The organism is Erwinia sp. HR93 (genome assembly GCF_034555055.1).
In the GTDB taxonomy this organism is placed as follows: Bacteria; Pseudomonadota; Gammaproteobacteria; order Enterobacterales; family Enterobacteriaceae; genus Apirhabdus; species Apirhabdus apintestini.
Map to the genome: position 1 here is coordinate 357,584 of NZ_JAXUDP010000001.1, position 23,637 is coordinate 381,220.

The following is a 23,637-nucleotide window of genomic DNA, read 5'->3' on the forward strand; positions in this document are numbered from 1 at the left end:
ATATGATTTTCAACATTCAAGAAATCTCCAATAACTGGCCATTGCCTTATCCCCATTTACCGTACCTGGAGTAATAAACAGGGAGCGAGCGCTTTCCTTTAAAACTTTAACTGATATACGCATAACTTCCTGATTTATATAGCACTTAACCGCAGAATTCGTATACTCATGGTCGTAAGCAGGATGGTTGCGGCATCAGCGGCTGAAGTTGAAACAGAATTATTGCAATAAATACAGCTTAATATATTCATTAATAAAATAGCGATCGGGTGTTCACTCATAGCTCATTTATAGCCCCTGCATTCGGGTAGCAAAAGACGTTAAATTACGCAAGGAAGGCTGGAAAATATATACTGGCAACATAATCACTTTTTCTTCATCCTTTCTCCTTAATTATTGCCACACAATAGCATTATGTACACTGGCTGAAAAAATACACAAATTGAGATTATTCAGTAATGAGGTAAATGCATTATTGATGGTAAAATTTATAAATCGTTTCAGAATGTAATGTCGATACTCCAGAGACGTTTCTGAAAACTTTGATGAGGTAACACCATGAAAAATATTATAGCTCTGACACTTCTTTCAACGCTTCTGGCTGGCTGCGCCCATGATTCCCCATGTGTTCCGACTTATGACGATCAGGGGCGTTTAGTGCATACAAATACTTGCATGAAGGGAACTACTCAGGATAACTGGGAAACCGCGGGTGCTATCGCAGGCGGAGCCGCTGCCCTGGCTGGCCTGACGTTAGGTATTGTCGCACTTACCAAATAATGTTCTCCAGTGGGTTGGGCTTATACCAACCCACTGGAATGAAACTCGTAAATATCCCCCCCTCGAATCTCGCCTTACATCCTTAATATCATTTCTGCTTTATCCTTACTTCCTGATATAAAGATTAAACCTATACTGTTAAAGTAAATATTTTTCCACGCGCATAAAAACTTTATTCCAAGGTGAAAGTAACATATAGATATTAATTGTGAAATATTCCGTATGAGCATTAAATAATGATAAATAACCCAAACATGGCACATTATAAATGGTCGGTTCGCTATTCTTACAAAAGAAATAATGAAAGGATTATTAGAAGGCGTTAATTATTGCCCGACAAGCACTCTTATGTAAAATATTGGGTTTTTAACACCTCAAAGCATATAACTGCAATGATATTACTATCTGAACCAGCCCTTATCTTTGTGCATATAAGTTTAGACACTAGTAGGTATAGATAAAGCGAGGTTTTTGCAATAAAAACTCGGCTCTTACCAAATAAGTATCCCCAAGGCCCTGATTTGTGCTCCAATAAGGCACCTGATTCAATATCTAGCTTGTCATCTAATCCGCATAAACTGCAGGGAGTTTAATTATCCCAAATATTAAATGCAAAAAACCCCGGTCAGATGACCGGGGTTCTTCCTTTATAAAAGCCTGGCAGTTCCCTACTCTCGCATGGGGAAGCCCCACACTACCATCGGCGCTACGGCGTTTCACTTCTGAGTTCGGCATGGGGTCAGGTGGGACCACCGCGCTGTCGCCGCCAGGCAAATTCTTTATTACGCCGAACTTTAACCGCTAAAACTGGTGCTGATACCCAGAGTCGAACTGGGGACCTCACCCTTACCAAGGGTGCGCTCTACCAACTGAGCCATATCAGCACACTTAATTAAAAGCCTGGCAGTTCCCTACTCTCGCATGGGGAAGCCCCACACTACCATCGGCGCTACGGCGTTTCACTTCTGAGTTCGGCATGGGGTCAGGTGGGACCACCGCGCTGTCGCCGCCAGGCATATTCTGTCACCCGCCGCCGCACTCTCGCGCCGCCACGGGTCTTATCCGTCACAAACTGAAAATACTCTCAACCCCTCAAAACACCTTCGGCGTTGTAAGGTTAAGCCTCTCGGTTCATTAGTACCGGTTAGCTCAACGCATCGCTGCGCTTACACACCCGGCCTATCAACGTCGTCGTCTTCAACGTTCCTTCAGGAGACTTTAAGTCTCAGGGAGAACTCATCTCGGGGCAAGTTTCGTGCTTAGATGCTTTCAGCACTTATCTCTTCCGCATTTAGCTACCGGGCAGTGCCATTGGCATGACAACCCGAACACCAGTGATGCGTCCACTCCGGTCCTCTCGTACTAGGAGCAGCCCCCCTCAGTTCTCCAGCGCCCACGGCAGATAGGGACCGAACTGTCTCACGACGTTCTAAACCCAGCTCGCGTACCACTTTAAATGGCGAACAGCCATACCCTTGGGACCTACTTCAGCCCCAGGATGTGATGAGCCGACATCGAGGTGCCAAACACCGCCGTCGATATGAACTCTTGGGCGGTATCAGCCTGTTATCCCCGGAGTACCTTTTATCCGTTGAGCGATGGCCCTTCCATTCAGAACCACCGGATCACTATGACCTGCTTTCGCACCTGCTCGAGCCGTCACTCTCGCAGTCAAGCGGGCTTATGCCATTGCACTAACCTCCTGATGTCCGACCAGGATTAGCCCACCTTCGTGCTCCTCCGTTACTCTTTGGGAGGAGACCGCCCCAGTCAAACTACCCACCAGACACTGTCCGCGACCCGGATTACGGGCCTGCGTTAGAACACCAGCCATTAAAGGGTGGTATTTCAAGGATGGCTCCGTGCAGACTGGCGTCCACACTTCAAAGCCTCCCACCTATCCTGCACATCAAGGACCAGTGTTCAGTGTCAAGCTATAGTAAAGGTTCACGGGGTCTTTCCGTCTTGCCGCGGGTACACTGCATCTTCACAGCGAGTTCAATTTCACTGAGTCCCGGGTGGAGACAGCCTGGCCATCATTACGCCATTCGTGCAGGTCGGAACTTACCCGACAAGGAATTTCGCTACCTTAGGACCGTTATAGTTACGGCCGCCGTTTACCGGGGCTTCGATCAGGAGCTTCTCGCAACGCGATAACCCCATCAATTAACCTTCCGGCACCGGGCAGGCGTCACACCCTATACGTCCACTTTCGTGTTTGCAGAGTGCTGTGTTTTTAATAAACAGTTGCAGCCAGCTGGTATCTTCGACTGGCTTCAGCTCCGTCAGCAAGTGACTTCACCTACGCGCCAGCGTGCCTTCTCCCGAAGTTACGGCACCATTTTGCCTAGTTCCTTCACCCGGGTTCTCTCAAGCGCCTTGGTATTCTCTACCTGACCACCTGTGTCGGTTTGGGGTACGATTTGATGTTACCTGATGCTTAGAGGCTTTTCCTGGAAGCAGGGCATTTGTTACTTCATCACCGTAGTGACTCGTCATCGTGCCTCAGCGTTAAAGCAGACCGGATTTGCCTGGTCCACACACCTACACACTTAAACCGGGACAACCGTCGCCCGGCTAACATAGCCTTCTCCGTCCCCCCTTCGCAGTAACACCGAGTACAGGAATATTAACCTGTTTCCCATCGACTACGCCTTTCGGCCTCGCCTTAGGGGTCGACTCACCCTGCCCCGATTAACGTTGGACAGGAACCCTTGGTCTTCCGGCGAGCGGGCTTTTCACCCGCTTTATCGTTACTCATGTCAGCATTCGCACTTCTGATACCTCCAGCAGACCTCACAGTCCACCTTCGACGGCTTACAGAACGCTCCCCTACCCAACAACACATAGTGTCGCTGCCGCAGCTTCGGTGCATGGTTTAGCCCCGTTACATCTTCCGCGCAGGCCGACTCGACCAGTGAGCTATTACGCTTTCTTTAAATGATGGCTGCTTCTAAGCCAACATCCTGGCTGTCTGGGCCTTCCCACATCGTTTCCCACTTAACCATGACTTTGGGACCTTAGCTGGCGGTCTGGGTTGTTTCCCTCTTCACGACGGACGTTAGCACCCGCCGTGTGTCTCCCGTGATAACATTCTCCGGTATTCGTAGTTTGCATCGGGTTGGTAAGCCGGGATGGCCCCCTAGCCGAAACAGTGCTCTACCCCCGGAGATGAATTCACGAGGCGCTACCTAAATAGCTTTCGGGGAGAACCAGCTATCTCCCGGTTTGATTGGCCTTTCACCCCCAGCCACAGGTCATCCGCTAATTTTTCAACATTAGTCGGTTCGGTCCTCCAGTTAGTGTTACCCAACCTTCAACCTGCCCATGGCTAGATCACCGGGTTTCGGGTCTATACCCTGCAACTTAGCGCCCGGTTAAGACTCGGTTTCCCTTCGGCTCCCCTATTCGGTTAACCTTGCTACAGAATATAAGTCGCTGACCCATTATACAAAAGGTACGCAGTCACCCTCCATAAAGGAAGGCTCCCACTGCTTGTACGTACACGGTTTCAGGTTCTGTTTCACTCCCCTCGCCGGGGTTCTTTTCGCCTTTCCCTCACGGTACTGGTTCACTATCGGTCAGTCAGGAGTATTTAGCCTTGGAGGATGGTCCCCCCATATTCAGACAGGATACCACGTGTCCCGCCCTACTCATCGAGCTCACAACAGGTGCATTTTCATGTACGGGGCTGTCACCCTGTATCGCCGGACTTTCCAGACCGTTCCATTAACACACCCGCTGATTCAGACTCTGGGCTCTTCCCCGTTCGCTCGCCGCTACTCAGGGAATCTCGGTTGATTTCTTTTCCTCGGGGTACTTAGATGTTTCAGTTCTCCCGGTTCGCCTCATTAACCTATGGATTCAGTTAATGATAGTGCAACGAATTGCACTGGGTTTCCCCATTCGGACATCGTCGGTTATAACGCCTCATATCAGCTTACCGACGCTTTTCGCAGATTAGCACGTCCTTCATCGCCTCTGACTGCCAGGGCATCCACCGTGTACGCTTATTCGCTTAACCTCACAACCCGAAGATGTCTTCGGACTGCAGGCTTGAGAGACCCATTAAACGGTTATTCCGTTTATGGATTTTCAATTTTCAGCTTGTTCCGGATTGTTAAAGAGCAGATACTTCACAATGCACTTATCAGTACATTCTGAAGTAGATTATGGTGGAGCTATGCGGGATCGAACCGCAGACCTCCTGCGTGCAAAGCAGGCGCTCTCCCAGCTGAGCTATAGCCCCATAAAGTAGTTAAACCTCACGTACCCTGCATTCTGTTGAGAGAATGCAATTTCTTCTCAGGCAAGGCGTGGTATGCGAGCGATGCCATAACGCAGTATGAGGAGAAATTTGGTAGGCCTGAGTGGACTTGAACCACCGACCTCACCCTTATCAGGGGTGCGCTCTAACCACCTGAGCTACAAGCCTGTAGAGGTTTCACTGCTTCTTTTCTTTCATCAGACAATCTGTGTGAGCACTGCAAAAGACCGTATCTTCAGGTAAGGAGGTGATCCAACCGCAGGTTCCCCTACGGTTACCTTGTTACGACTTCACCCCAGTCATGAATCACAAAGTGGTAAGCGCCCTCCCGAAGGTTAAGCTACCTACTTCTTTTGCAACCCACTCCCATGGTGTGACGGGCGGTGTGTACAAGGCCCGGGAACGTATTCACCGTGGCATTCTGATCCACGATTACTAGCGATTCCGACTTCACGGAGTCGAGTTGCAGACTCCGATCCGGACTACGACGCACTTTATGAGGTCCGCTTGCTCTCGCGAGGTCGCTTCTCTTTGTATGCGCCATTGTAGCACGTGTGTAGCCCTGGTCGTAAGGGCCATGATGACTTGACGTCATCCCCACCTTCCTCCGGTTTATCACCGGCAGTCTCCTTTGAGTTCCCGACCGAATCGCTGGCAACAAAGGATAAGGGTTGCGCTCGTTGCGGGACTTAACCCAACATTTCACAACACGAGCTGACGACAGCCATGCAGCACCTGTCTCACAGTTCCCGAAGGCACTTCTCCGTCTCCGGAGAATTCTGTGGATGTCAAGACCAGGTAAGGTTCTTCGCGTTGCATCGAATTAAACCACATGCTCCACCGCTTGTGCGGGCCCCCGTCAATTCATTTGAGTTTTAACCTTGCGGCCGTACTCCCCAGGCGGTCTACTTAACGCGTTAGCTCCGGAAGCCACGGTTCATGACCACAGCCTCCAAGTAGACATCGTTTACGGCGTGGACTACCAGGGTATCTAATCCTGTTTGCTCCCCACGCTTTCGCACCTGAGCGTCAGTCTTCGTCCAGGGGGCCGCCTTCGCCACCGGTATTCCTCCAGATCTCTACGCATTTCACCGCTACACCTGGAATTCTACCCCCCTCTACGAGACTCAAGCCTGCCAGTTTCAAATGCAGTTCCCGGGTTGAGCCCGGGGATTTCACATCTGACTTAACAGACCGCCTGCGTGCGCTTTACGCCCAGTAATTCCGATTAACGCTTGCACCCTCCGTATTACCGCGGCTGCTGGCACGGAGTTAGCCGGTGCTTCTTCTGCGGGTAACGTCAATCTGATGGCGTATTAAGCCACCAGCCTTCCTCCCCGCTGAAAGTACTTTACAACCCGAAGGCCTTCTTCATACACGCGGCATGGCTGCATCAGGGTTTCCCCCATTGTGCAATATTCCCCACTGCTGCCTCCCGTAGGAGTCTGGACCGTGTCTCAGTTCCAGTGTGGCTGGTCATCCTCTCAGACCAGCTAGAGATCGTCGCCTAGGTGAGCCTTTACCCCACCTACTAGCTAATCCCATCTGGGTTCATCCTATGGCGTGAGGCCCGAGGGTCCCCCACTTTGGTCTTGCGACGTTATGCGGTATTAGCCACCGTTTCCAGTGGTTATCCCCCTCCATCGGGCAGATCCCCAGACATTACTCACCCGTCCGCCGCTCGCCGGCAAAGAAGCAAGCTTCTTTCCGCTGCCGCTCGACTTGCATGTGTTAGGCCTGCCGCCAGCGTTCAATCTGAGCCATGATCAAACTCTTCAATTAAAGTTTGATGCTCAAAGAATTAAACTGTTAGTTCGTAATGAATTAACTGTTGTTCACTCTTGAGACTTGATAATCATTTTTCGTCCGAAGACGTTGATATCAGTGCTTTCGAGTGCCCACACAGATTGTCTGATAAATTGTTAAAGAGCAGTTGCGCCGGGCTTTCGCCCCGGTCGCGAGGTGGCGTATATTACGCTTTCCTCTTTCAGAGTCAACCCCATTTTTCAGGCGTTTTCTCTTTCGGCCCGGCCTTCACTTTCGTCTGCGCCGTGTCGATGGAGGCGCATTATAGGGATCCCAGTTTCTGTCGCAAGCTAAATTTGCTATAAAATTCACTGACTGCTGCATTCCCCAGCAAAACGCGGATTTATACCTACTTGTACACAGAATTATCCACAGCTCTTATTTTCTAGAAATTCCTCGCGCGCCACGCAAACGTTTTCGTTACAATCTTTGTGGCAGATGAAAGACATCCGAGTGGAGCATGGGCAGACTATTTACGGCTTCCTGCCTGAAATTTTGCCCCACGCTTCTCTTTAAACCAGATTCAGGGGATTTACTATCATGCAATTATCTCGTCCTATTCGCCGCGCTTTGATTAGCGTCTCTGATAAAACGGGCATCGTCGAATTTGCCCGTGCGCTTATCGCGCGAGACATTGAAGTGCTCTCCACCGGCGGGACCGCGCGCCTGTTAGCTGAAGCGAAGCTGCCAGTTACCGAAGTCTCTGATTACACCGGGTTTCCGGAAATGATGGACGGACGAGTAAAAACCCTGCACCCCAAAATTCACGGCGGCATATTAGGGCGTCGCAACAAAGACAGCGAAGTAATGGCCCGCCATGGTATAGCGCCTATCGATATGGTGGTCGTCAATTTATATCCCTTTGCTCAAACCGTCGCACGGGAAGATTGCACACTGGAAGACGCCATTGAGAATATTGATATCGGCGGCCCGACCATGGTGCGCTCAGCGGCTAAAAATTATCGCGATGTAGCTGTTGCCGTGAATAGCGATGACTACCTCAAAATTATTGAGGAATTAGACGCCAATGATGGCGCCCTCACACTGGCGACGCGTTTTGATCTGGCCGTTCGCGCCTTTGAGCATACCGCAGCCTATGACAGCGCTATTGCGAATTACCTGGGGCGCCTGGTGCCTCCCTATCGTGGAGATACGCATTCTCCCTCCGGATATTTTCCGCGAACGTTAAATCTCAACTTTATCAAGAAACAGGATATGCGTTACGGCGAGAATGCTCATCAACAGGCCGCTTTCTATATAGAAGAAGGTATTACGGAGGCTTCTGTCGCGACTGCCCGCCAAATGCAGGGAAAAGCGCTTTCCTATAATAATATTGCCGATACTGATGCCGCGCTGGAGTGCGTGAAAGCCTTTAGCGATCCGGCCTGCGTTATTGTCAAACACGCTAATCCGTGCGGCGTCGCGGTCAGCGACTCAATTCTTAATGCCTATGAGCGCGCCTATAAAACCGATCCTACTTCTGCTTTTGGCGGCATTATTGCCTTTAATCGTAAGCTGGATGCAGATACCGCACAGGCCATTATTTCACGCCAGTTTGTTGAAGTGATTATTGCACCGTCCGCTTCTGAAGAGGCCCTGAAAATAACATCTACTAAACCCAATGTCCGCGTATTGCTTTGCGGTGATTGGCAGGCCCACCAGCCGGGCATGGATATCAAGCGCGTGAATGGTGGTTTACTGGTACAGGATAGAGATTTGGGTATGGTAGCCGCAGGTGATCTGCGCGTTGTTACCCAGCGCCAGCCCACGGAGCAGGAGCAGCGTGATGCGCTGTTCTGCTGGAAAGTGGCAAAATTTGTGAAATCGAATGCCATTGTGTACGCCAAAGGGAATATGACGATTGGCATTGGCGCGGGGCAAATGAGCCGCGTGTATTCTGCCAGAATCGCCGGGATCAAGGCGAATGATGAAGGATTAAACGTTGCCGGCTCGGCGATGGCTTCTGATGCCTTCTTTCCATTTCGCGACGGTATCGATGCGGCGGCGGCGGCGGGCGTAACCTGTGTTATTCAGCCCGGCGGTTCAATACGCGACGATGAAGTCATCGCGGCTGCGGATGAGCACGGCATCGCCATGATTTTCACTGGTATGCGACATTTTCGTCATTAATTTATGGAGCGACTATGAAGCTACTGATTATCGGCAATGGCGGACGCGAACATGCGCTGGCATGGAAGGCGGCCCAATCATCGCAGGTGGATACCGTTTTTGTCGCACCCGGTAATGCGGGTACCGCGCTGGAACCCAATCTGAAAAATATCGATATTGCGGCAACGGATATTGCCGGGCTGCTGCGCTTCGCACTGCAGGAAAAGATTGATTTAACAATTGTCGGCCCGGAAGCGCCGCTAGTGCGGGGCGTTGTCGATCAATTTCGCGCAGCGGGCCTGGCAATTTTTGGCCCCACTCAGGCGGCCGCCCGGCTTGAAGGTTCCAAAACTTTTGCCAAGGATTTTCTGGCACGCCACGCTATTCCCACCGCGGCCTATCAGAGTTTTAAAGAGGTGAAACCGGCGCTCGATTACCTTCGTAAGACGGGTGCGCCCGTTGTAGTTAAGGCCGATGGGCTGGCTGCGGGTAAAGGCGTTGTTGTGGCAATGACGCTGGAAGAGGCGGAAGCAGCGGTCAAAGATATGCTGGCAGGCAACGCTTTGGGCGACGCCGGGCATCGTATTGTCATCGAAGAGTTTCTCGATGGCGAAGAGGCCAGCTTTATCGTAATGGTTGACGGTAAGCATATTCTGCCCATGGCTACAAGCCAGGATCATAAGCGCGTGAATGAAGGCGACCGTGGCCCTAATACTGGAGGAATGGGCGCTTATTCGCCGGCGCCCGTTGTTACAGATAGCGTCCACCAGCGCGTAATGGAACGTATTATAGAACCTACCGTGCGCGGAATGGCGGCCGAAGGCAATATCTATACCGGCTTCCTGTATGCGGGTTTGATGATAGACCAACAGGGCAACCCCAAAGTCATTGAGTTTAACTGTCGTTTCGGCGACCCAGAGACACAGCCGATTATGCTGCGCCTGCGCTCCTGCCTGGTTGAGCTTTGCCTCGCCGCCTGCGCCGGCCGCCTGGATACCGTAACTACGCATTGGGATACCCGCGCGGCGCTGGGAATTGTAATGGCGGCAGGCGGTTATCCCGACACCTATTCATCAGGTTCGACGATTTACGGGCTACCCGATCAACCCGATGAAACCGTGAAAGTTTTTCACGCTGGGACAGCGCTCTCGGAAACAGGGCAGATTCTTACCAGCGGTGGGCGAGTGTTGTGCGCTACGGCGCTAGGCAGCAGCGTCTCAGAAGCGCAGCGGCAGGCTCTGAAGCTCGCATCCCAAATTCACTGGAAAGAAAGTTTTTATCGCCGTGATATTGGCTATCGCGCCATTGCGCGCGAGCAAGCTTAAAGCACGGATATCTGGCCTGGCGCTTAAACCTTCCTATCCATATAAGTATTCCTTACATAATTGCATCGCAGGCAGCGGCCTGCGATGCTACTGCCAGCGTGCCGGGAACATTCTCATTGACCAATGCGGCCGTTAAACCGGCAGGATTTATGCCTGAGCCAGTTATTAATAGTGATTTGTAGTAATGAATGTTAGTAGGCGCTTTCTACGGTTTAAAAATCTTTTTCCTGCGGTTGCCAGACGCAGAAATTTTCATTGGCGACTAATAAAAGCTGGGAGCCTTTAGGTGCTTCAAGCCACGCAACGCTGACCGCCATAGAGGAATGCTGCTGTCTGCGATGTATATGCGCCAGCGCCGCACCATCAAGATGAGGAGCCAGGAGATGCCCTTCACAGTCCAGCACTGAGCCATCCTGCTGCCAGCGCCCCTGCATAAGCTTAACGTGCCCACTAACCAGTGCTGCACTAATATCGCGCATACGCTCTGCCCGATAGCGCGCCAGCGCTATATGTTCCGGAGAGAGTTGCTGTTTGCTGCCTTCGACGTCGCGTTGCATAAAACTCACTGCGCCGCGCTCATCAAAACGAATTTTAATATGTTCCGGCGTTTTACGGAAAAGGTGCCAGTCAATAAGCGTCAGCTTTTCATCTTGCCAGGTATATTCACCGGTGCTGGTATCTCCCTGAGTCCAGGGACTAAACGCGGTAAAAAGATGTATCGCACCGTTGGTACCATCTTTGCGCCACATGCGCACCGCACCGCCATCGGCAAGATAGCCTGTCGCTGCAAACGGGGGAGGAGAAGAATGAAAAGAACAGGCGGTGAGCATGAGTGTGCCAACAGACAGTACCCGCTTCCACCAGATGGACAAAAGGGGCGAAACCGCCCCCTTGCTAAAACTGTTCACTGACACGCGATTAATTACTTAACGGCGTCTTTCAGTGCTTTACCAGAAACAAATGCCGGAACGTTAGCTGCGGCGATTTTGATTTCTTTACCGGTCTGCGGATTGCGGCCAGTGCGCTCAGCACGGTGGTTCACTTTGAAGGTACCGAAACCAACCAGTTGTACAGCATCACCTTCTTTCAGAGACTCAGTAATTGCAGCCAAAGTGGATTCCAGAGCGGCTTTCGCCTGTGCTTTGGACAGATCAGCCTTGTCCGCAATTACATCAATCAGTTGAGTCTTGTTCATAAGTTATCCTTACAATGTGTTTATCGCTTGCTAAGCATCGAGTGCGACGGAAATGCCATAACAGCACTCTCCTGCATATACGCACCGATAGCCACTTTTATTCGCCCCACAAATGTAGACCAGACGGGGGGTTAATTGGAAGCCTTAAGCCGTGACAAAACAGGCTGTAAATCACGTTTTACTGTCTCACTGCTGAAAATTTATACCGATATTACTTATTCCAGACTCTCGCAGGTCACTTCTTAACCCTTTAATGAGTTCAATATCGCGTTCTTCACAGTCGGCAAGAAGGCGAAAAATCTCCCACTGAATGTCCCATTCCTGTTCCACTGAAGGATTTTCCTTCAGTTCATCATCGCTCATTTCACGTCCGGCATGCGTCATTTCCAACATTGCTACACTGGTAATCGATGCTTTACTGACCTCAATCGCATGTTCCAGCGTTTCTCCACTCAAACGTGAATGCAATAATTCACTTAACGCAACGCAGGCATCGATTGCCGGATAAACGCCATAGAGGTCATAATCTTCCGCAGCGGGAATGGCCTCTTCCAGTTTCTCTAACTGAGCATCGAAATTAACTTTGGCATCTTTAACCGTCAGCGTTTCCCAAACCAAGTCGAGAATGCGACGATAAAGCTGCCCGTCACCGAACGCCGTCTGTTGGCAAAACATAGCGTAGTTAGGATACATCCGCTCACACAGTGCGGCCATAAAGGTAACGTGCTGCCAGCTTTCCAGCTTTTCCAGCCGCAAATGAATGGGGTTTCGTAACATATCTCTATCTCTGAATTAAGTTAGCGTCGCGGCTGCCGCGCTGGCCGTGGACAATACGGACAGCAAATATAGATGAAGCCACTTTTCATCGCCGCACGCTGACAGGCTTTTGCACCGTGCCCCAGGGCCCTTTCTTAAGCGTGGCCTGTACGGCTGTCCCTGACAGCCCGGCGGCAGTGTACCTGAATTATCGCTGTATTTCCTGCCAGCGAATAAACGCCGGCCGGCGCGATGCAACGGCGTCTGCCCAGCGCGTCGGTTCAGGAAGGCGATAGCCGCGCGTACAGTTCTGCACCAGCGCAAGAGCGCTGTCCAAACCGACCCGATGACCGGTTGAAATAAACAAAGGGTTACAGCGCACTTTACTGCGCCAGACCCAGGCCAATTGTTCGCCTTTATCCATTAATGGCGCAATAGCGCCAGGCTCCTGCGAGAGGTCTTCCACGCGCCCGCACAGCCGCTTTTTTGCTACCCCAATAGTGGGCACGTCCATTAACAAACCAAAATGGCTGGCCACGCCGAGGCGCCGCGGATGGGAAATACCGTGACCATCGACGAATAGCAAATCAGGTTTTTGGGATAACAAATCCCACGCCGCCTGCAGCGCGGGAAATTCACGAAACGAGAGAAAGCCGGGGATGTAGGGCATTGTCGTGGCAATGCGCGCCACCTGATACTCAACCAGCTCCAGCGAGGGATAGGTTAAAAGTACCATCGCCGCACGGGTAATATCTCCCCCTTGCTCAAATCCCACGTCCGCGCCGCCGATAAGCCGCAGGGGCGCGTCATTCAGGCAATCTTCACGAATAACCGACGAGGCCAGTTCAATCTGCTGAGCGCGCAGCGCTGCAAGATCCATCATGATTCCTTATTGGTGCCACGGGGCAGAGAGACGATGCACCGCGTCAACAAAAGCACCGGCGTGCTCTGGCGACACATCCTGGTGGATACCGTGACCCAGATTAAAAACATGACCTTCTCCATGGCCAAATCCAGCCAGGATTGCCGCCACTTCTTCTTCGATTCGCGCAGGCGTCGCGTATAGCATTGAAGGGTCCATATTACCCTGCAGCGCAACTTTATCCCCGACCCGGCGCCGCGCATCGGCAATATCGGTAGCCCAGTCCAGGCCAAGCGCATCGCAGCCGGTTTCAGCCATTGCCTCAAGCCACTGCCCGCCTCCTTTTGTGAAGAGCGTAACGGGAACGCGCTTGCCATCGTACTCTCTTAACAGACCGTCTACTATTTTATGCATATAGTACAGCGAGAACTGCCGATAATCGCGCCCTGTCAGCACGCCGCCCCAGGTATCAAAAATCATCACAGACTGCGCGCCCGCACGGATTTGCGCGTTCAGATACAGCGTGACGCTCTGCGCCAGCTTATCAAGTAACAAATGTAGCGCCGCAGGATCGGCATACATCATTTTCTTAATGACGGTAAATGCTTTACTGCTTCCGCCTTCCACCATATATGTTGCCAGCGTCCACGGGCTGCCGGAAAAACCAATCAGCGGCACTTCGCCATGCAGTTCCCGGCGAATTGTGCGCACCGCGTTCATGACATACCCCAACTCCTGCTCAGGATCGGGGACAGGAAGTTTCTCAATATCTGCTTTATTCTTTATCGGTGATGTAAAGCGCGGCCCTTCCCCCGCTTCAAAATATAGCCCCAGCCCCATCGCATCTGGGATGGTTAAAATATCGGAAAAGAGGATGGCCGCATCCAGCGCATACCGACGCAGTGGCTGTAATGTGACTTCACAGGCCAGTTCCGCATTTTTGCACAACGACATAAAATCGCCTGCCTGCGCGCGAGTCGCTTTATATTCCGGTAAATAACGTCCGGCCTGTCTCATCATCCACACTGGCGTCACATCTACCGGCTGGCGCAACAGCGCGCGCAAATACCGATCGTTTTTTAATTCGCTCATTTTACATTTCCTTCAGCGGCAGAGACGCCAGTGTATACATAAACTTATGCCTGTTGCAGCGCCGCGCAGTGACGAATAAATCGCGCGGGAGAATAAAAGAAAGAGACGACTACTCATATTCTGCCCGACACAGTGCGACGGTATCTTCAATAAGCCGGCGCGCGATGGTTCCCGGCGGTGGCAACAGCGGTAACTCATCATAACGATACCAACCGGCATCCATCAATTCATGGGGATCTATCGTGAGTTTACCGCTTTCGTAGTCAGCCATATATGCCGCCATCAGTGAATGAGGAAATGGCCAGGGCTGAGATGAAACGTAGCGCAGGTTGGTTATCCGGATACCACTCTCTTCCATAACTTCCCGCGCAACGGTTTGTTCTAACGTTTCACCAGGTTCAACGAAACCAGCCAGCACGGTATAGAGCGGGCTTTTATTGTGTCGATTATGGCGCGCCAGTAAAATTTTATCTTCGCGACGAATAGCCACAATAATGCAGGGAGCGATTTGCGGGTAATAACGCTGATGGCAACTATCGCATAACATGGCCCATTCCTCGGCACTGGGGCGCATTTTATGACCGCAATATCCACAGAAGACATGAGAGCGTCGGAACTCTGCAAGCTGCACACCGCGCCCGGCAAGTTGAAACAGGCCGCTATCGCCGTCTAATAACTGACGCAAAGATCCCATCTCCTGCGGCTGCTGTCGCTCTATCAACCATACAGGCTCGTGCTGCCAGTGACCAATGAGCATTGCGGGGTAATCTGCCAGCTCAAACTGTTTCGCTTCGCCATAAGGTAAGTCCCCGCCAGGCAACCATATTTTTTGCTGATGACTGACTATCCACCAGCCGCGAGCCGTTTTTTCTGATATTTGTTCCATAACCTCTTGTAAGACCTCTACATTGCTGGCAACTTATTAACATTAAAGTTACACAATTAGATCAATCTGTCGTTTTATCCTTTCACCCACGGAGTCAACTATGCTTAACCAACTTAAGAACCTGAAGGCGCGCGTTGGCGATGGCAATGCGTTTATTAATCGCTGGTTGCTCGCGCGAAAGCAGTTGTTAGTCGCTTATTACAACCTGGCGGGCCTCACTCCAGGCAAAAGCGGCATTGCTGCACTGGATGAAAAAGCGCTCGATGATTTCTGCCAGGGACTGGTAGATTATCTTTCAACCGGCCATTTCACTATTTATGAACGCATTATCCATGAAATGGAAGGCAAAAAACCGCTGGCCACCGTCTGTAAAATTTGGCCGCAACTTGAGGCCAATACTCAGCAAATCATGAATTACTATGATACACATCTCGAAACTGTTATTGGCTACGATAATTTTCACGCTCTTCAGCCGGTGCTGTCTGAATTAGGCGAAGCGCTGGCGGCGCGGTTCGCTCTGGAAGATAAGCTAATCGTACTCGTGCTGAATAATGACCTGAAGGCCAGCAGCGAAGACAACATCGCGCGGCCGGCTTGAGTTCTTAATCGTTAACGAGTAATTTACATCTATTGCCCCTCTTCGGAGGGGGATTTTTCTTGTCGGAGTGCCCAGCGTTTGTGAAAACGCAGGCTGAGACCGTTAATTCGGGATCCGCGGAACCTGATCGGGTTAATACCCGCGAAGGGAACAAGAGTCACACTGCTGCTGTATCGCCTTTCTGGCGATCTCCTCTTGCTTCATCCGTCGTCTGATAAGCCACGTCCTTCACCTTTGGAATGAGCTATGTCTGCAACTAAACTGACCCGCCGCGAACAGCGCGAACACGCCCAGCGCTTCATCGATACTCTGGAAGGCACCGCTTTCCCCAACTCAAAACGCATTTACATCACCGGCTCTCAGGCTGATATCCGCGTTCCGATGCGCGAGATCCAGCTCAGCCCGACGCTTATCGGCGGCAGCAAAGAGATGCCGCAGTTTGAAGACAACGAAGCCGTGCCGGTATACGACACCTCTGGCCCGTACGGCGACCCGGACATTGCGATCAACGTACGACAGGGGCTGGCGAAGCTGCGTCAGGCGTGGATTGACGCCCGCAATGACAGCGAAGAATTACCTGACCGCAGTTCGGCTTATACCAAAGCGCGCCTGGCCGACGACGGTCTGGACGCGCTGCGTTTCAGCGGGCCGCTGACGCCAAAGCGCGCTAAGCCGGGCAAATGCGTTACGCAGCTACACTATGCGCGTCAGGGTATGATTACTCCGGAGATGGCGTTCATCGCCCTCCGTGAAAACATGGGGCGCGAGCGCATCCGCAGCGAGGCATTGCGCCACCAGCATCCGGGCGAAGGGTTCGGCGCTCGACTGCCGGAAAACATCACGCCGGAATTTGTGCGTGACGAAGTGGCGGCAGGCCGGGCCATCATCCCTGCCAATATCAACCACCCGGAATCGGAGCCAATGATTATTGGCCGCAACTTCCTGGTGAAGGTTAACGCCAATATTGGTAACTCCGCGCTCACCTCTTCCATCGAAGAAGAGGTGGAGAAACTGGTCTGGTCCACGCGCTGGGGCGCGGACACAGTGATGGATCTTTCCACAGGCCGCTATATTCACGAAACCCGCGAGTGGCTCCTGCGCAACAGCCCGGTTCCGATCGGCACCGTGCCGATCTATCAGGCGCTGGAGAAGGTCAACGGGATCGCTGAAGACCTGACGTGGGAGGCCTTCCGCGACACACTGCTGGAGCAGGCCGAACAGGGCGTAGACTACTTCACCATACACGCAGGCGTGCTGTTGCGCTATGTGCCAATGACCGCCAAACGCCTGACCGGTATCGTCTCGCGCGGTGGTTCGATTATGGCGAAGTGGTGCCTGTCCCACCATCAGGAAAACTTCCTCTATGAACATTTCCGCGAGATCTGCGAAATCTGCGCCGCCTATGACGTATCGCTGTCACTGGGCGACGGCCTGCGGCCGGGGTCAATCCGCGATGCCAATGACGAAGCACAGTTTGCCGAACTGCATACGCTGGGTGAACTGACCAAAATCGCCTGGGAATATGACGTGCAGGTAATGATTGAAGGTCCGGGCCACGTGCCAATGCAAATGATCCGCCGCAACATGACCGAGGAGCAGGAGCACTGCCACGAAGCGCCGTTCTACACCTTAGGGCCGCTGACGACCGATATCGCACCGGGTTACGACCACTTCACCTCCGGCATCGGTGCGGCGATGATTGGCTGGTTCGGCTGCGCAATGCTATGCTATGTTACGCCGAAAGAGCACCTCGGCCTTCCTAATAAAGAAGATGTAAAACAAGGGCTTATTACCTACAAAATAGCCGCCCACGCCGCAGACTTGGCAAAAGGCCATCCGGGCGCGCAGATCCGTGATAACGCGATGTCGAAGGCGCGCTTCGAATTCCGCTGGGAGGATCAGTTTAACCTCGCGCTCGACCCGTTCACCGCCCGCGCCTATCACGATGAAACCCTGCCGCAGGAGTCCGGCAAGGTGGCACACTTCTGCTCTATGTGCGGCCCGAAATTCTGCTCGATGAAAATCAGCCAGGAAGTCCGAGACTACGCCGCCGCGCAGGCGATTGAAGTTGGGATGGCGGATATGTCAGAGAACTTCCGCGCCAGAGGCGGCGAAATTTACCTCAAAAAAAAGGAGGCATAATGTACCAGCCTGATTTCCCTCGCGTCCCTTTTCGACTGGGGCTGTATCCGGTAGTGGACAGCGTCGAGTGGATCGCGCGTCTGCTGGAGGCAGGCGTGCGCACTATCCAGCTGCGCATCAAAGATAAACACGATGACGAAGCCGAGGCCGATGTGGTTGCCGCCATTGCATTGGGGCGCCGTTACCACGCCCGCCTGTTTATCAACGACTTCTGGCGGCTGGCGGTAAAACACCAGGCCTACGGGGTTCATCTCGGCCAGGAGGATCTTGAAACCACCAATCTGAGTGCCATTCGTGACGCAGGGCTGCGCCTGGGCGTATCAACGTATGACGATATGGAAATCGACGTGGCACTGGCCGCCCGACCTTCCTATATTGCCCTTGGCCACGTGTTCCCGACGCAGACTAAGCAAATGCCTGGTTCGCCCCAGGGCGTGGAACAGCTGGCGCAATATATTACTCAACTAGGGGATTATCCCACGGTAGCTATTGGCGGCATCACTCTTGAACGTGCGCCGCAGGTGCTGGCTACCGGCGTCGGTAGTTTAGCCGTGGTCAGCGCCATAACTGAGGCGCCGGACTGGCGGCTGGCAACGGAGCAGTTGCTCACCCTAGTGGGGGCTGGCGATGAAGCTTCATGAACGTTAAGCCCTATGATCTTCTATTAAAGAAGGTTAACCCGGGCGAGACCTGGATTTATCTTTCATGCTCCGCTCTGCACAAAAAGCTTTTTGATTGAGACAGACTAAATGGAGTAAAGATAATTAATAGCACTGGATATGTTGCCGCCGCGCCGCTGCGCATTTTCCCGACCAATTAATATCAGTAAGCACTAGCCATAAATAATCCACCTGCATAGCAGGTGGTTTTGACACTGCACCCTAAAAGGGGGCATAAGCTCTAACATTCCAGACCTGGCTGCATCTGACGTTCTGCTTCTTCTTTCGCTACCTTGTCCTGATAACGCACATTTCTGCGTATTATCTCTTCGTTTGCACCTGCTGAATCTACAAAGTTATCCTTTGCCAAAAGGGGTTATCCCACTGTTTCTGTTTTCTCAGATACGGAAACTTCGCGAATACCCTTATCGCTGTTCGCCCTTTCACAAAACCCATTAGTTCCGAAACGCTCACACTCAGCGGGCTCCTTACAACCAGATGCACATGAGCTATCTGCACATTCAGTTCTGCCACCGTGCATTTCTTCATATGGCAGTAGATGTAGATACTCCGGTAAAGCTCTTTACCAGGATTACCTTTGAGGGTTTTGTACCTGTACTTCGCTGTCCAGACGAGGTGATACTGACAGCAACAGAATACGTGTGAGGCGGATTCATATCTGCTCATGCTATTTACTCCCTTGATTTGCGGGTAACAAACCGGGGCAGTTTTTAGCATGAGCATGCTACGGGCAAAGTCCCACATGAACGATCGCCACCTCTCCGGGAGGAGGTTTAGGGATGACAATAAAAAAACCGCGCCGGAGCGCGGTTTTTAATTTTATAGCGTGACAACCAGTAGAGAGTTACTCGCTGTCTGAGCCGCTGAGCCCTGCGTTAAGCAGCTCAGCCAGGCTGGCCGAAGCTTCTTCTGCGCTAACCTGCGGCACAGTAGTTTCTTCGCCGGCCGCACGACGACGCGCACGATCCTGATGATACGCATAGCCGGTACCCGCAGGGATTAGGCGCCCTACGATCACGTTCTCTTTCAGACCGCGCAGTTCGTCGCGTTTGCCCGCAACGGCCGCTTCGGTCAGAACGCGCGTCGTTTCCTGGAACGATGCCGCAGAGATGAACGATTCCGTTGCCAGAGAGGCTTTCGTGATACCCAGCAGGTCACGCATATAGGTCGCGCTCACTTTGCCGTTGGCTTCCAGCTCACGGTTAGCGATCTTAATGCGGGAGTATTCCGCCTGTTCGCCTTCCAGGAACTCTGAGCTACCCGCGCTGGTGATAGTCGCTTTACGCAGCATCTGACGAACGATAACCTCAATGTGTTTATCGTTAATCTTAACGCCCTGCAGACGGTATACGTCCTGCACTTCGTTAACGATATAGCGAGTCACCGCATGAACGCCGCGCAAACGCAGAATATCGTGCGGCGCTTCCGGACCATCAGAGACAACGTCACCGCGCTCTACGCGTTCGCCTTCAAACACGTTGAGCTGACGCCATTTCGGGATCATCTCTTCATACGGATCGCTACCATCCAGCGGTGTGATCACCAAACGACGCTTACCTTTGGTTTCTTTACCGAAGGAGATAATGCCGCCGATTTCAGCCAGGATTGCCGGCTCTTTCGGACGACGCGCTTCGAACAGGTCAGCAACGCGTGGCAGACCACCGGTGATATCTTTGGTACCACTGGATTCCTGTGGAATACGAGCCAGAGCATCACCCGCGCCAATCTGAATGCCATCTTCCAGCTGAACGATGGCTTTACCCGGCAGGAAGTACTGAGCCGGCATATCAGTGCCAGGGATCAGAACATCGTTACCCTGTGCATCAACGATTTTCAGCGCCGGACGTAAATCTTTACCGCCTGCGGTACGCTCAGAAGAATCCAACACTACCAGAGATGATAGACCGGTCAGTTCGTCGGTTTGACGAGTAATCGTCTGACCGTCAATCATATCCACAAAGCGAATGTTACCTGATACTTCGGTGATAACCGGCATGGTATGCGGATCCCAGTTTGCTACGGTTTCACCGCCGGCAACCTGTTCGCCATCGCCTTTCGCCATTACCGAGCCGTAAGGCACTTTATAGCTTTCTTTGGTACGACCAAATTCATCAATCAGTTTCAGTTCGGTGTTACGAGAAGTAATTACCAGCTTGCCGCTGGAGTTCACAACCGACTTCGCATTGGTAAGCTTAATGCTACCTTTGTTTTTCACCTGAATGCTGGATTCAGCAGCCGCACGGGAAGCCGCACCACCGATATGGAAGGTACGCATGGTAAGCTGTGTGCCAGGTTCACCGATGGACTGTGCTGCGATAACCCCGATAGCTTCGCCTTTATTGATGATATGACCACGCGCCAGGTCACGACCATAGCAGTGCGCACATACACCAAAGTCGGTGTCACAGGATACAACGGAACGCACTTTCACGGAGTCGACGGAATTAGCCTCCAACACGTCACACCACTGCTCGTTCAACAGAGTGTTACGCGGCACCAGAATATCCGCAGTGCCCGGCTTCAGTACATCTTCTGCGGTTACACGACCCAGAACGCGATCGCGCAGCGGCTCTTTAACATCACCACCTTCAATAACCGGGGTCATGGTGATACCTTCAAGCGTGCCACAGTCATCCTCGGTAACCACCAGATCCTGTGCTACGTCAACCAGACGGCGCGTCAGATAACCGGAGTTTGCCGTTTTCAGTGCGGTATCCGCCAGACCTTTACGCGCACCGTGCGTGGAGATGAAGTACTGGAGTACGTTCAGACCTTCACGGAAGTTCGCGGTGATTGGCGTTTCGATGATGGAGCCGTCCGGTTTCGCCATCAGGCCACGCATCCCGGCAAGCTGACGAATCTGCGCCGCAGAACCACGCGCACCGGAGTCAGCCATCATGTAGATGCTGTTGAAAGAAACCTGCTGCTCTTCTTTGCCTTCGCGGTTAATGACGGTTTCGGTTTGCAGATTCTCCATCATCGCCTTGGAAACGCGATCGTTAGCCGCAGCCCAAATATCGATAACTTTGTTATAGCGTTCGCCTGCGGTTACCAGACCAGACTGGAACTGTTCCTGAATTTCCGCAACTTCGGCTTCGGCCTCTGCGATAATTTCCGCTTTTTTCGCCGGGATAACCATATCGTCAATCCCAACCGAGGCACCTGAACGCGCAGCGTACGCAAACCCGGTATACATGGTTTGGTCAGCGAAAATAACGGTCGGCTTCAGTCCCATAATGCGATAACAGGTATTCAGCATTTTGGAGATCGCTTTTTTACCCAGCGGCTGGTTCACAATTGAGAACGGCAGCCCTTTCGGCACGATCATCCACAGGATGGCACGACCAACGGTCGTATCAATCAGACTGGTTTTCGAGGTAAAACCGCCCTGCCCGTCTTTTTCGTATTCGGTAATACGTACTTTTACCCGCGCGTGCAGCTCGGCCAGACCAGAGCGATACAGGCGCTCAGCCTCTTTTGGCCCGGTCAGCACCATGCCCTCGCCTTTGGCGTTAATTTTGTCGCGGGTCATATAATACAGACCCAATACCACGTCCTGTGAAGGAACGATGATAGGTTCGCCGTTCGCCGGGGACAGGATATTGTTGGTCGACATCATCAGCGCACGTGCTTCAAGCTGGGCTTCCAGCGTCAGCGGAACGTGAACCGCCATCTGGTCACCATCGAAGTCGGCGTTATATGCCGCACACACCAGCGGGTGCAGCTGAATAGCCTTACCTTCGATAAGTACCGGTTCAAACGCCTGGATACCAAGACGGTGCAGCGTCGGCGCACGGTTCAGCAATACCGGGTGTTCACGGATAACTTCATCCAGAATATCCCAGACGACCGCTTCTTCGCGCTCAACCATTTTCTTCGCGGCTTTGATGGTGGTGGCAAGGCCACGCAGCTCCAGCTTGCCGTAAATAAACGGTTTGAACAGTTCCAGCGCCATTTTCTTCGGCAGGCCGCACTGATGCAGACGCAGGTATGGACCTACGGTAATAACAGAACGACCGGAGTAGTCCACGCGCTTACCGAGCAGGTTCTGACGGAAACGACCCTGTTTACCTTTGATCATATCGGCCAAAGATTTCAAAGGACGTTTGTTAGAACCGGTGATAGCGCGACCGCGACGACCGTTATCCAGCAGCGCATCAACCGCTTCCTGCAGCATACGTTTTTCGTTGCGCACGATAATATCCGGCGCAGCCAGATCCAGTAGACGCTTCAGACGGTTGTTACGGTTAATTACGCGACGATACAGATCGTTAAGATCAGACGTAGCGAAACGACCGCCATCCAGCGGAACCAGCGGACGCAGATCTGGCGGCAGTACTGGCAGAACGGTCAGGATCATCCACTCAGGTTTATTCCCTGACTGGACGAACGCCTCCAGCAGTTTAATACGCTTAGTCAGCTTTTTACGCTTGGTTTCCGAGTTAGTTTCATTTAACTCTTCGCGCAGAGTTTCGCACTCCTGCTCCAGATCCATACTCTTCAGCAGGGCCTGGATCGCCTCTGCGCCCATCTTCGCGTCGAATTCATCACCAAACTCCTCCAGCGCGTCCAGATACTGCTCTTCAGTCAGGATCTGGCTGCGTTCGAGGTTGGTCATTCCGCCTTCGATAACCACATAAGATTCGAAGTACAGAACGCGTTCGATATCACGCAGCGGCATATCCAGCAGCAAACCGATACGGGACGGCAGCGATTTCAGGAACCAAATATGTGCGGTCGGGCACGCCAGCTCAATGTGGCCCATGCGCTCACGACGCACTTTAGTTTGCGTTACTTCAACACCGCACTTCTCACAGATAACGCCGCGGTGCTTCAGGCGCTTGTACTTACCGCACAGGCACTCATAGTCTTTTACTGGCCCGAAAATACGGGCGCAGAACAGACCGTCACGTTCTGGTTTGAACGTACGGTAGTTAATGGTTTCCGGCTTTTTAACTTCACCGAACGACCATGAACGGATCATGTCTGGCGAAGCCAGAGCAATTTTGATCGCATCAAACTCTTCGGTTTTAGTTTGCGCTTTCAGAAACTTTAATAAGTCTTTCACGGATTGGCTCCCGTCGGAGTTAGCACACTCCGCCGCCGGGCATTACCCCGACGACGGTGACCTGTTTGAGC

The 23,637-nt window shown here is 52.3% G+C and carries 13 protein-coding genes, 3 tRNA genes, 4 rRNA genes, 1 pseudogene and 1 riboswitch; of the genes and pseudogenes, 6 read left to right on the forward strand and 15 right to left on the reverse strand.

Features of this window, described 5'->3' with window-relative positions:
- Positions 1-558 precede the first annotated feature (558 nt).
- Entirely contained in the window at positions 559-780 is a 222-nt protein-coding gene (locus SFA31_RS01680) for a hypothetical protein (RefSeq protein ID WP_322836433.1), read from the forward strand.
- Between the two features lie 655 nt (positions 781-1,435).
- On the opposite strand, the gene rrf (SFA31_RS01685) is transcribed toward SFA31_RS01680, so the two are convergent.
- From rrf (SFA31_RS01685) to SFA31_RS01715, 7 genes are all read right to left on the reverse strand, one after another.
- Positions 1,436-1,551 (reverse strand): 5S ribosomal RNA (gene rrf, locus SFA31_RS01685).
- A gap of 37 nt (positions 1,552-1,588) precedes the next feature.
- A tRNA-Thr gene (locus tag SFA31_RS01690) sits at positions 1,589-1,664 on the reverse strand.
- 14 nt (positions 1,665-1,678) lie between these two features.
- Positions 1,679-1,794 (reverse strand): 5S ribosomal RNA (rrf, locus tag SFA31_RS01695).
- Between the two features lie 99 nt (positions 1,795-1,893).
- Positions 1,894-4,804: ribosomal RNA gene (locus SFA31_RS01700) — 23S ribosomal RNA — on the reverse strand.
- A gap of 149 nt (positions 4,805-4,953) precedes the next feature.
- Positions 4,954-5,029: transfer RNA gene (locus tag SFA31_RS01705), tRNA-Ala, on the reverse strand.
- Positions 5,030-5,138: 109 nt separating this feature from the next.
- Positions 5,139-5,215 (reverse strand) — tRNA-Ile (locus SFA31_RS01710).
- A 72-nt stretch (positions 5,216-5,287) separates the two neighbouring features.
- Positions 5,288-6,829: ribosomal RNA gene (locus SFA31_RS01715) — 16S ribosomal RNA — on the reverse strand.
- Together the 16S, 23S and 5S rRNA genes with 3 tRNA genes alongside form the textbook arrangement of a ribosomal RNA operon.
- 564 nt (positions 6,830-7,393) lie before the next feature.
- Here SFA31_RS01715 and purH point away from each other — a divergent pair.
- Together purH and purD are read left to right on the forward strand one after the other, a co-directional pair.
- On the forward strand, positions 7,394-8,983 hold the full coding sequence (purH, locus tag SFA31_RS01720) for a bifunctional phosphoribosylaminoimidazolecarboxamide formyltransferase/IMP cyclohydrolase (RefSeq protein WP_322836434.1): 1,590 nt from the start codon (positions 7,394-7,396) through the stop codon (positions 8,981-8,983).
- Positions 8,984-8,997: 14 nt separating this feature from the next.
- Entirely contained in the window at positions 8,998-10,287 is a 1,290-nt protein-coding gene (gene purD / locus SFA31_RS01725; protein ID WP_322836435.1) for a phosphoribosylamine--glycine ligase, read from the forward strand.
- Between the two features lie 212 nt (positions 10,288-10,499).
- On the opposite strand, the gene SFA31_RS01730 is transcribed toward purD, so the two are convergent.
- The 6 genes from SFA31_RS01730 to nudC all read right to left on the reverse strand — a co-directional run bounded on the left by SFA31_RS01730 (position 10,500) and on the right by nudC (position 15,078).
- Positions 10,500-11,195 carry a DUF1481 domain-containing protein gene (locus tag SFA31_RS01730; RefSeq protein WP_322839273.1) on the reverse strand — a complete coding sequence of 232 codons (696 nt, stop codon included), beginning with the start codon at positions 11,193-11,195 and terminating at the stop codon, positions 10,500-10,502.
- A 14-nt stretch (positions 11,196-11,209) separates the two neighbouring features.
- On the reverse strand, positions 11,210-11,482 hold the full coding sequence (gene hupA / locus SFA31_RS01735) for a nucleoid-associated protein HU-alpha (protein ID WP_002884342.1): 273 nt from the start codon (positions 11,480-11,482) through the stop codon (positions 11,210-11,212).
- A gap of 186 nt (positions 11,483-11,668) precedes the next feature.
- Positions 11,669-12,259, reverse strand: a complete 591-nt coding sequence (locus tag SFA31_RS01740) for a YjaG family protein (protein ID WP_322836436.1) — start codon at positions 12,257-12,259, stop codon at positions 11,669-11,671.
- A 187-nt stretch (positions 12,260-12,446) separates the two neighbouring features.
- Positions 12,447-13,118 (reverse strand): deoxyribonuclease V, encoded by a 672-nt coding sequence (nfi, locus tag SFA31_RS01745; RefSeq protein WP_322839274.1) that lies wholly within the window; start codon positions 13,116-13,118, stop codon positions 12,447-12,449.
- Between the two features lie 9 nt (positions 13,119-13,127).
- On the reverse strand, positions 13,128-14,192 hold the full coding sequence (gene hemE, locus SFA31_RS01750; protein ID WP_322836437.1) for a uroporphyrinogen decarboxylase: 1,065 nt from the start codon (positions 14,190-14,192) through the stop codon (positions 13,128-13,130).
- A gap of 109 nt (positions 14,193-14,301) precedes the next feature.
- Entirely contained in the window at positions 14,302-15,078 is a 777-nt protein-coding gene (nudC, locus tag SFA31_RS01755; RefSeq protein WP_322836438.1) for an NAD(+) diphosphatase, read from the reverse strand.
- Between the two features lie 100 nt (positions 15,079-15,178).
- On the opposite strand from nudC, the gene rsd reads away from it, so the two are divergent.
- From rsd to thiE, 3 genes are all read left to right on the forward strand, one after another.
- Positions 15,179-15,676, forward strand: a complete 498-nt coding sequence (gene rsd / locus SFA31_RS01760; protein WP_322836439.1) for a sigma D regulator — start codon at positions 15,179-15,181, stop codon at positions 15,674-15,676.
- Between the two features lie 53 nt (positions 15,677-15,729).
- Positions 15,730-15,843, forward strand: a riboswitch (TPP riboswitch).
- 79 nt (positions 15,844-15,922) lie between these two features.
- Positions 15,923-17,818: a phosphomethylpyrimidine synthase ThiC gene (thiC, locus tag SFA31_RS01765; protein ID WP_322836440.1), complete on the forward strand. Its 1,896-nt coding sequence runs from the start codon at positions 15,923-15,925 to the stop codon at positions 17,816-17,818.
- Positions 17,818-18,459: a thiamine phosphate synthase gene (gene thiE / locus SFA31_RS01770; RefSeq protein ID WP_322836441.1), complete on the forward strand. Its 642-nt coding sequence runs from the start codon at positions 17,818-17,820 to the stop codon at positions 18,457-18,459. Before thiC ends, thiE begins: the two co-directional genes overlap by 1 nt.
- A 259-nt stretch (positions 18,460-18,718) precedes the next feature.
- Here the strand turns inward: thiE and tnpA are convergent.
- Positions 18,719-19,164, reverse strand: a pseudogene (tnpA, locus tag SFA31_RS01775) (IS200/IS605 family transposase).
- 178 nt (positions 19,165-19,342) lie between these two features.
- Complete coding sequence (gene rpoC, locus SFA31_RS01780) at positions 19,343-23,566, reverse strand: DNA-directed RNA polymerase subunit beta' (RefSeq protein WP_322836442.1); 4,224 nt, start codon at positions 23,564-23,566, stop codon at positions 19,343-19,345.
- Between the last annotated feature and the right edge of the window lie 71 nt (positions 23,567-23,637).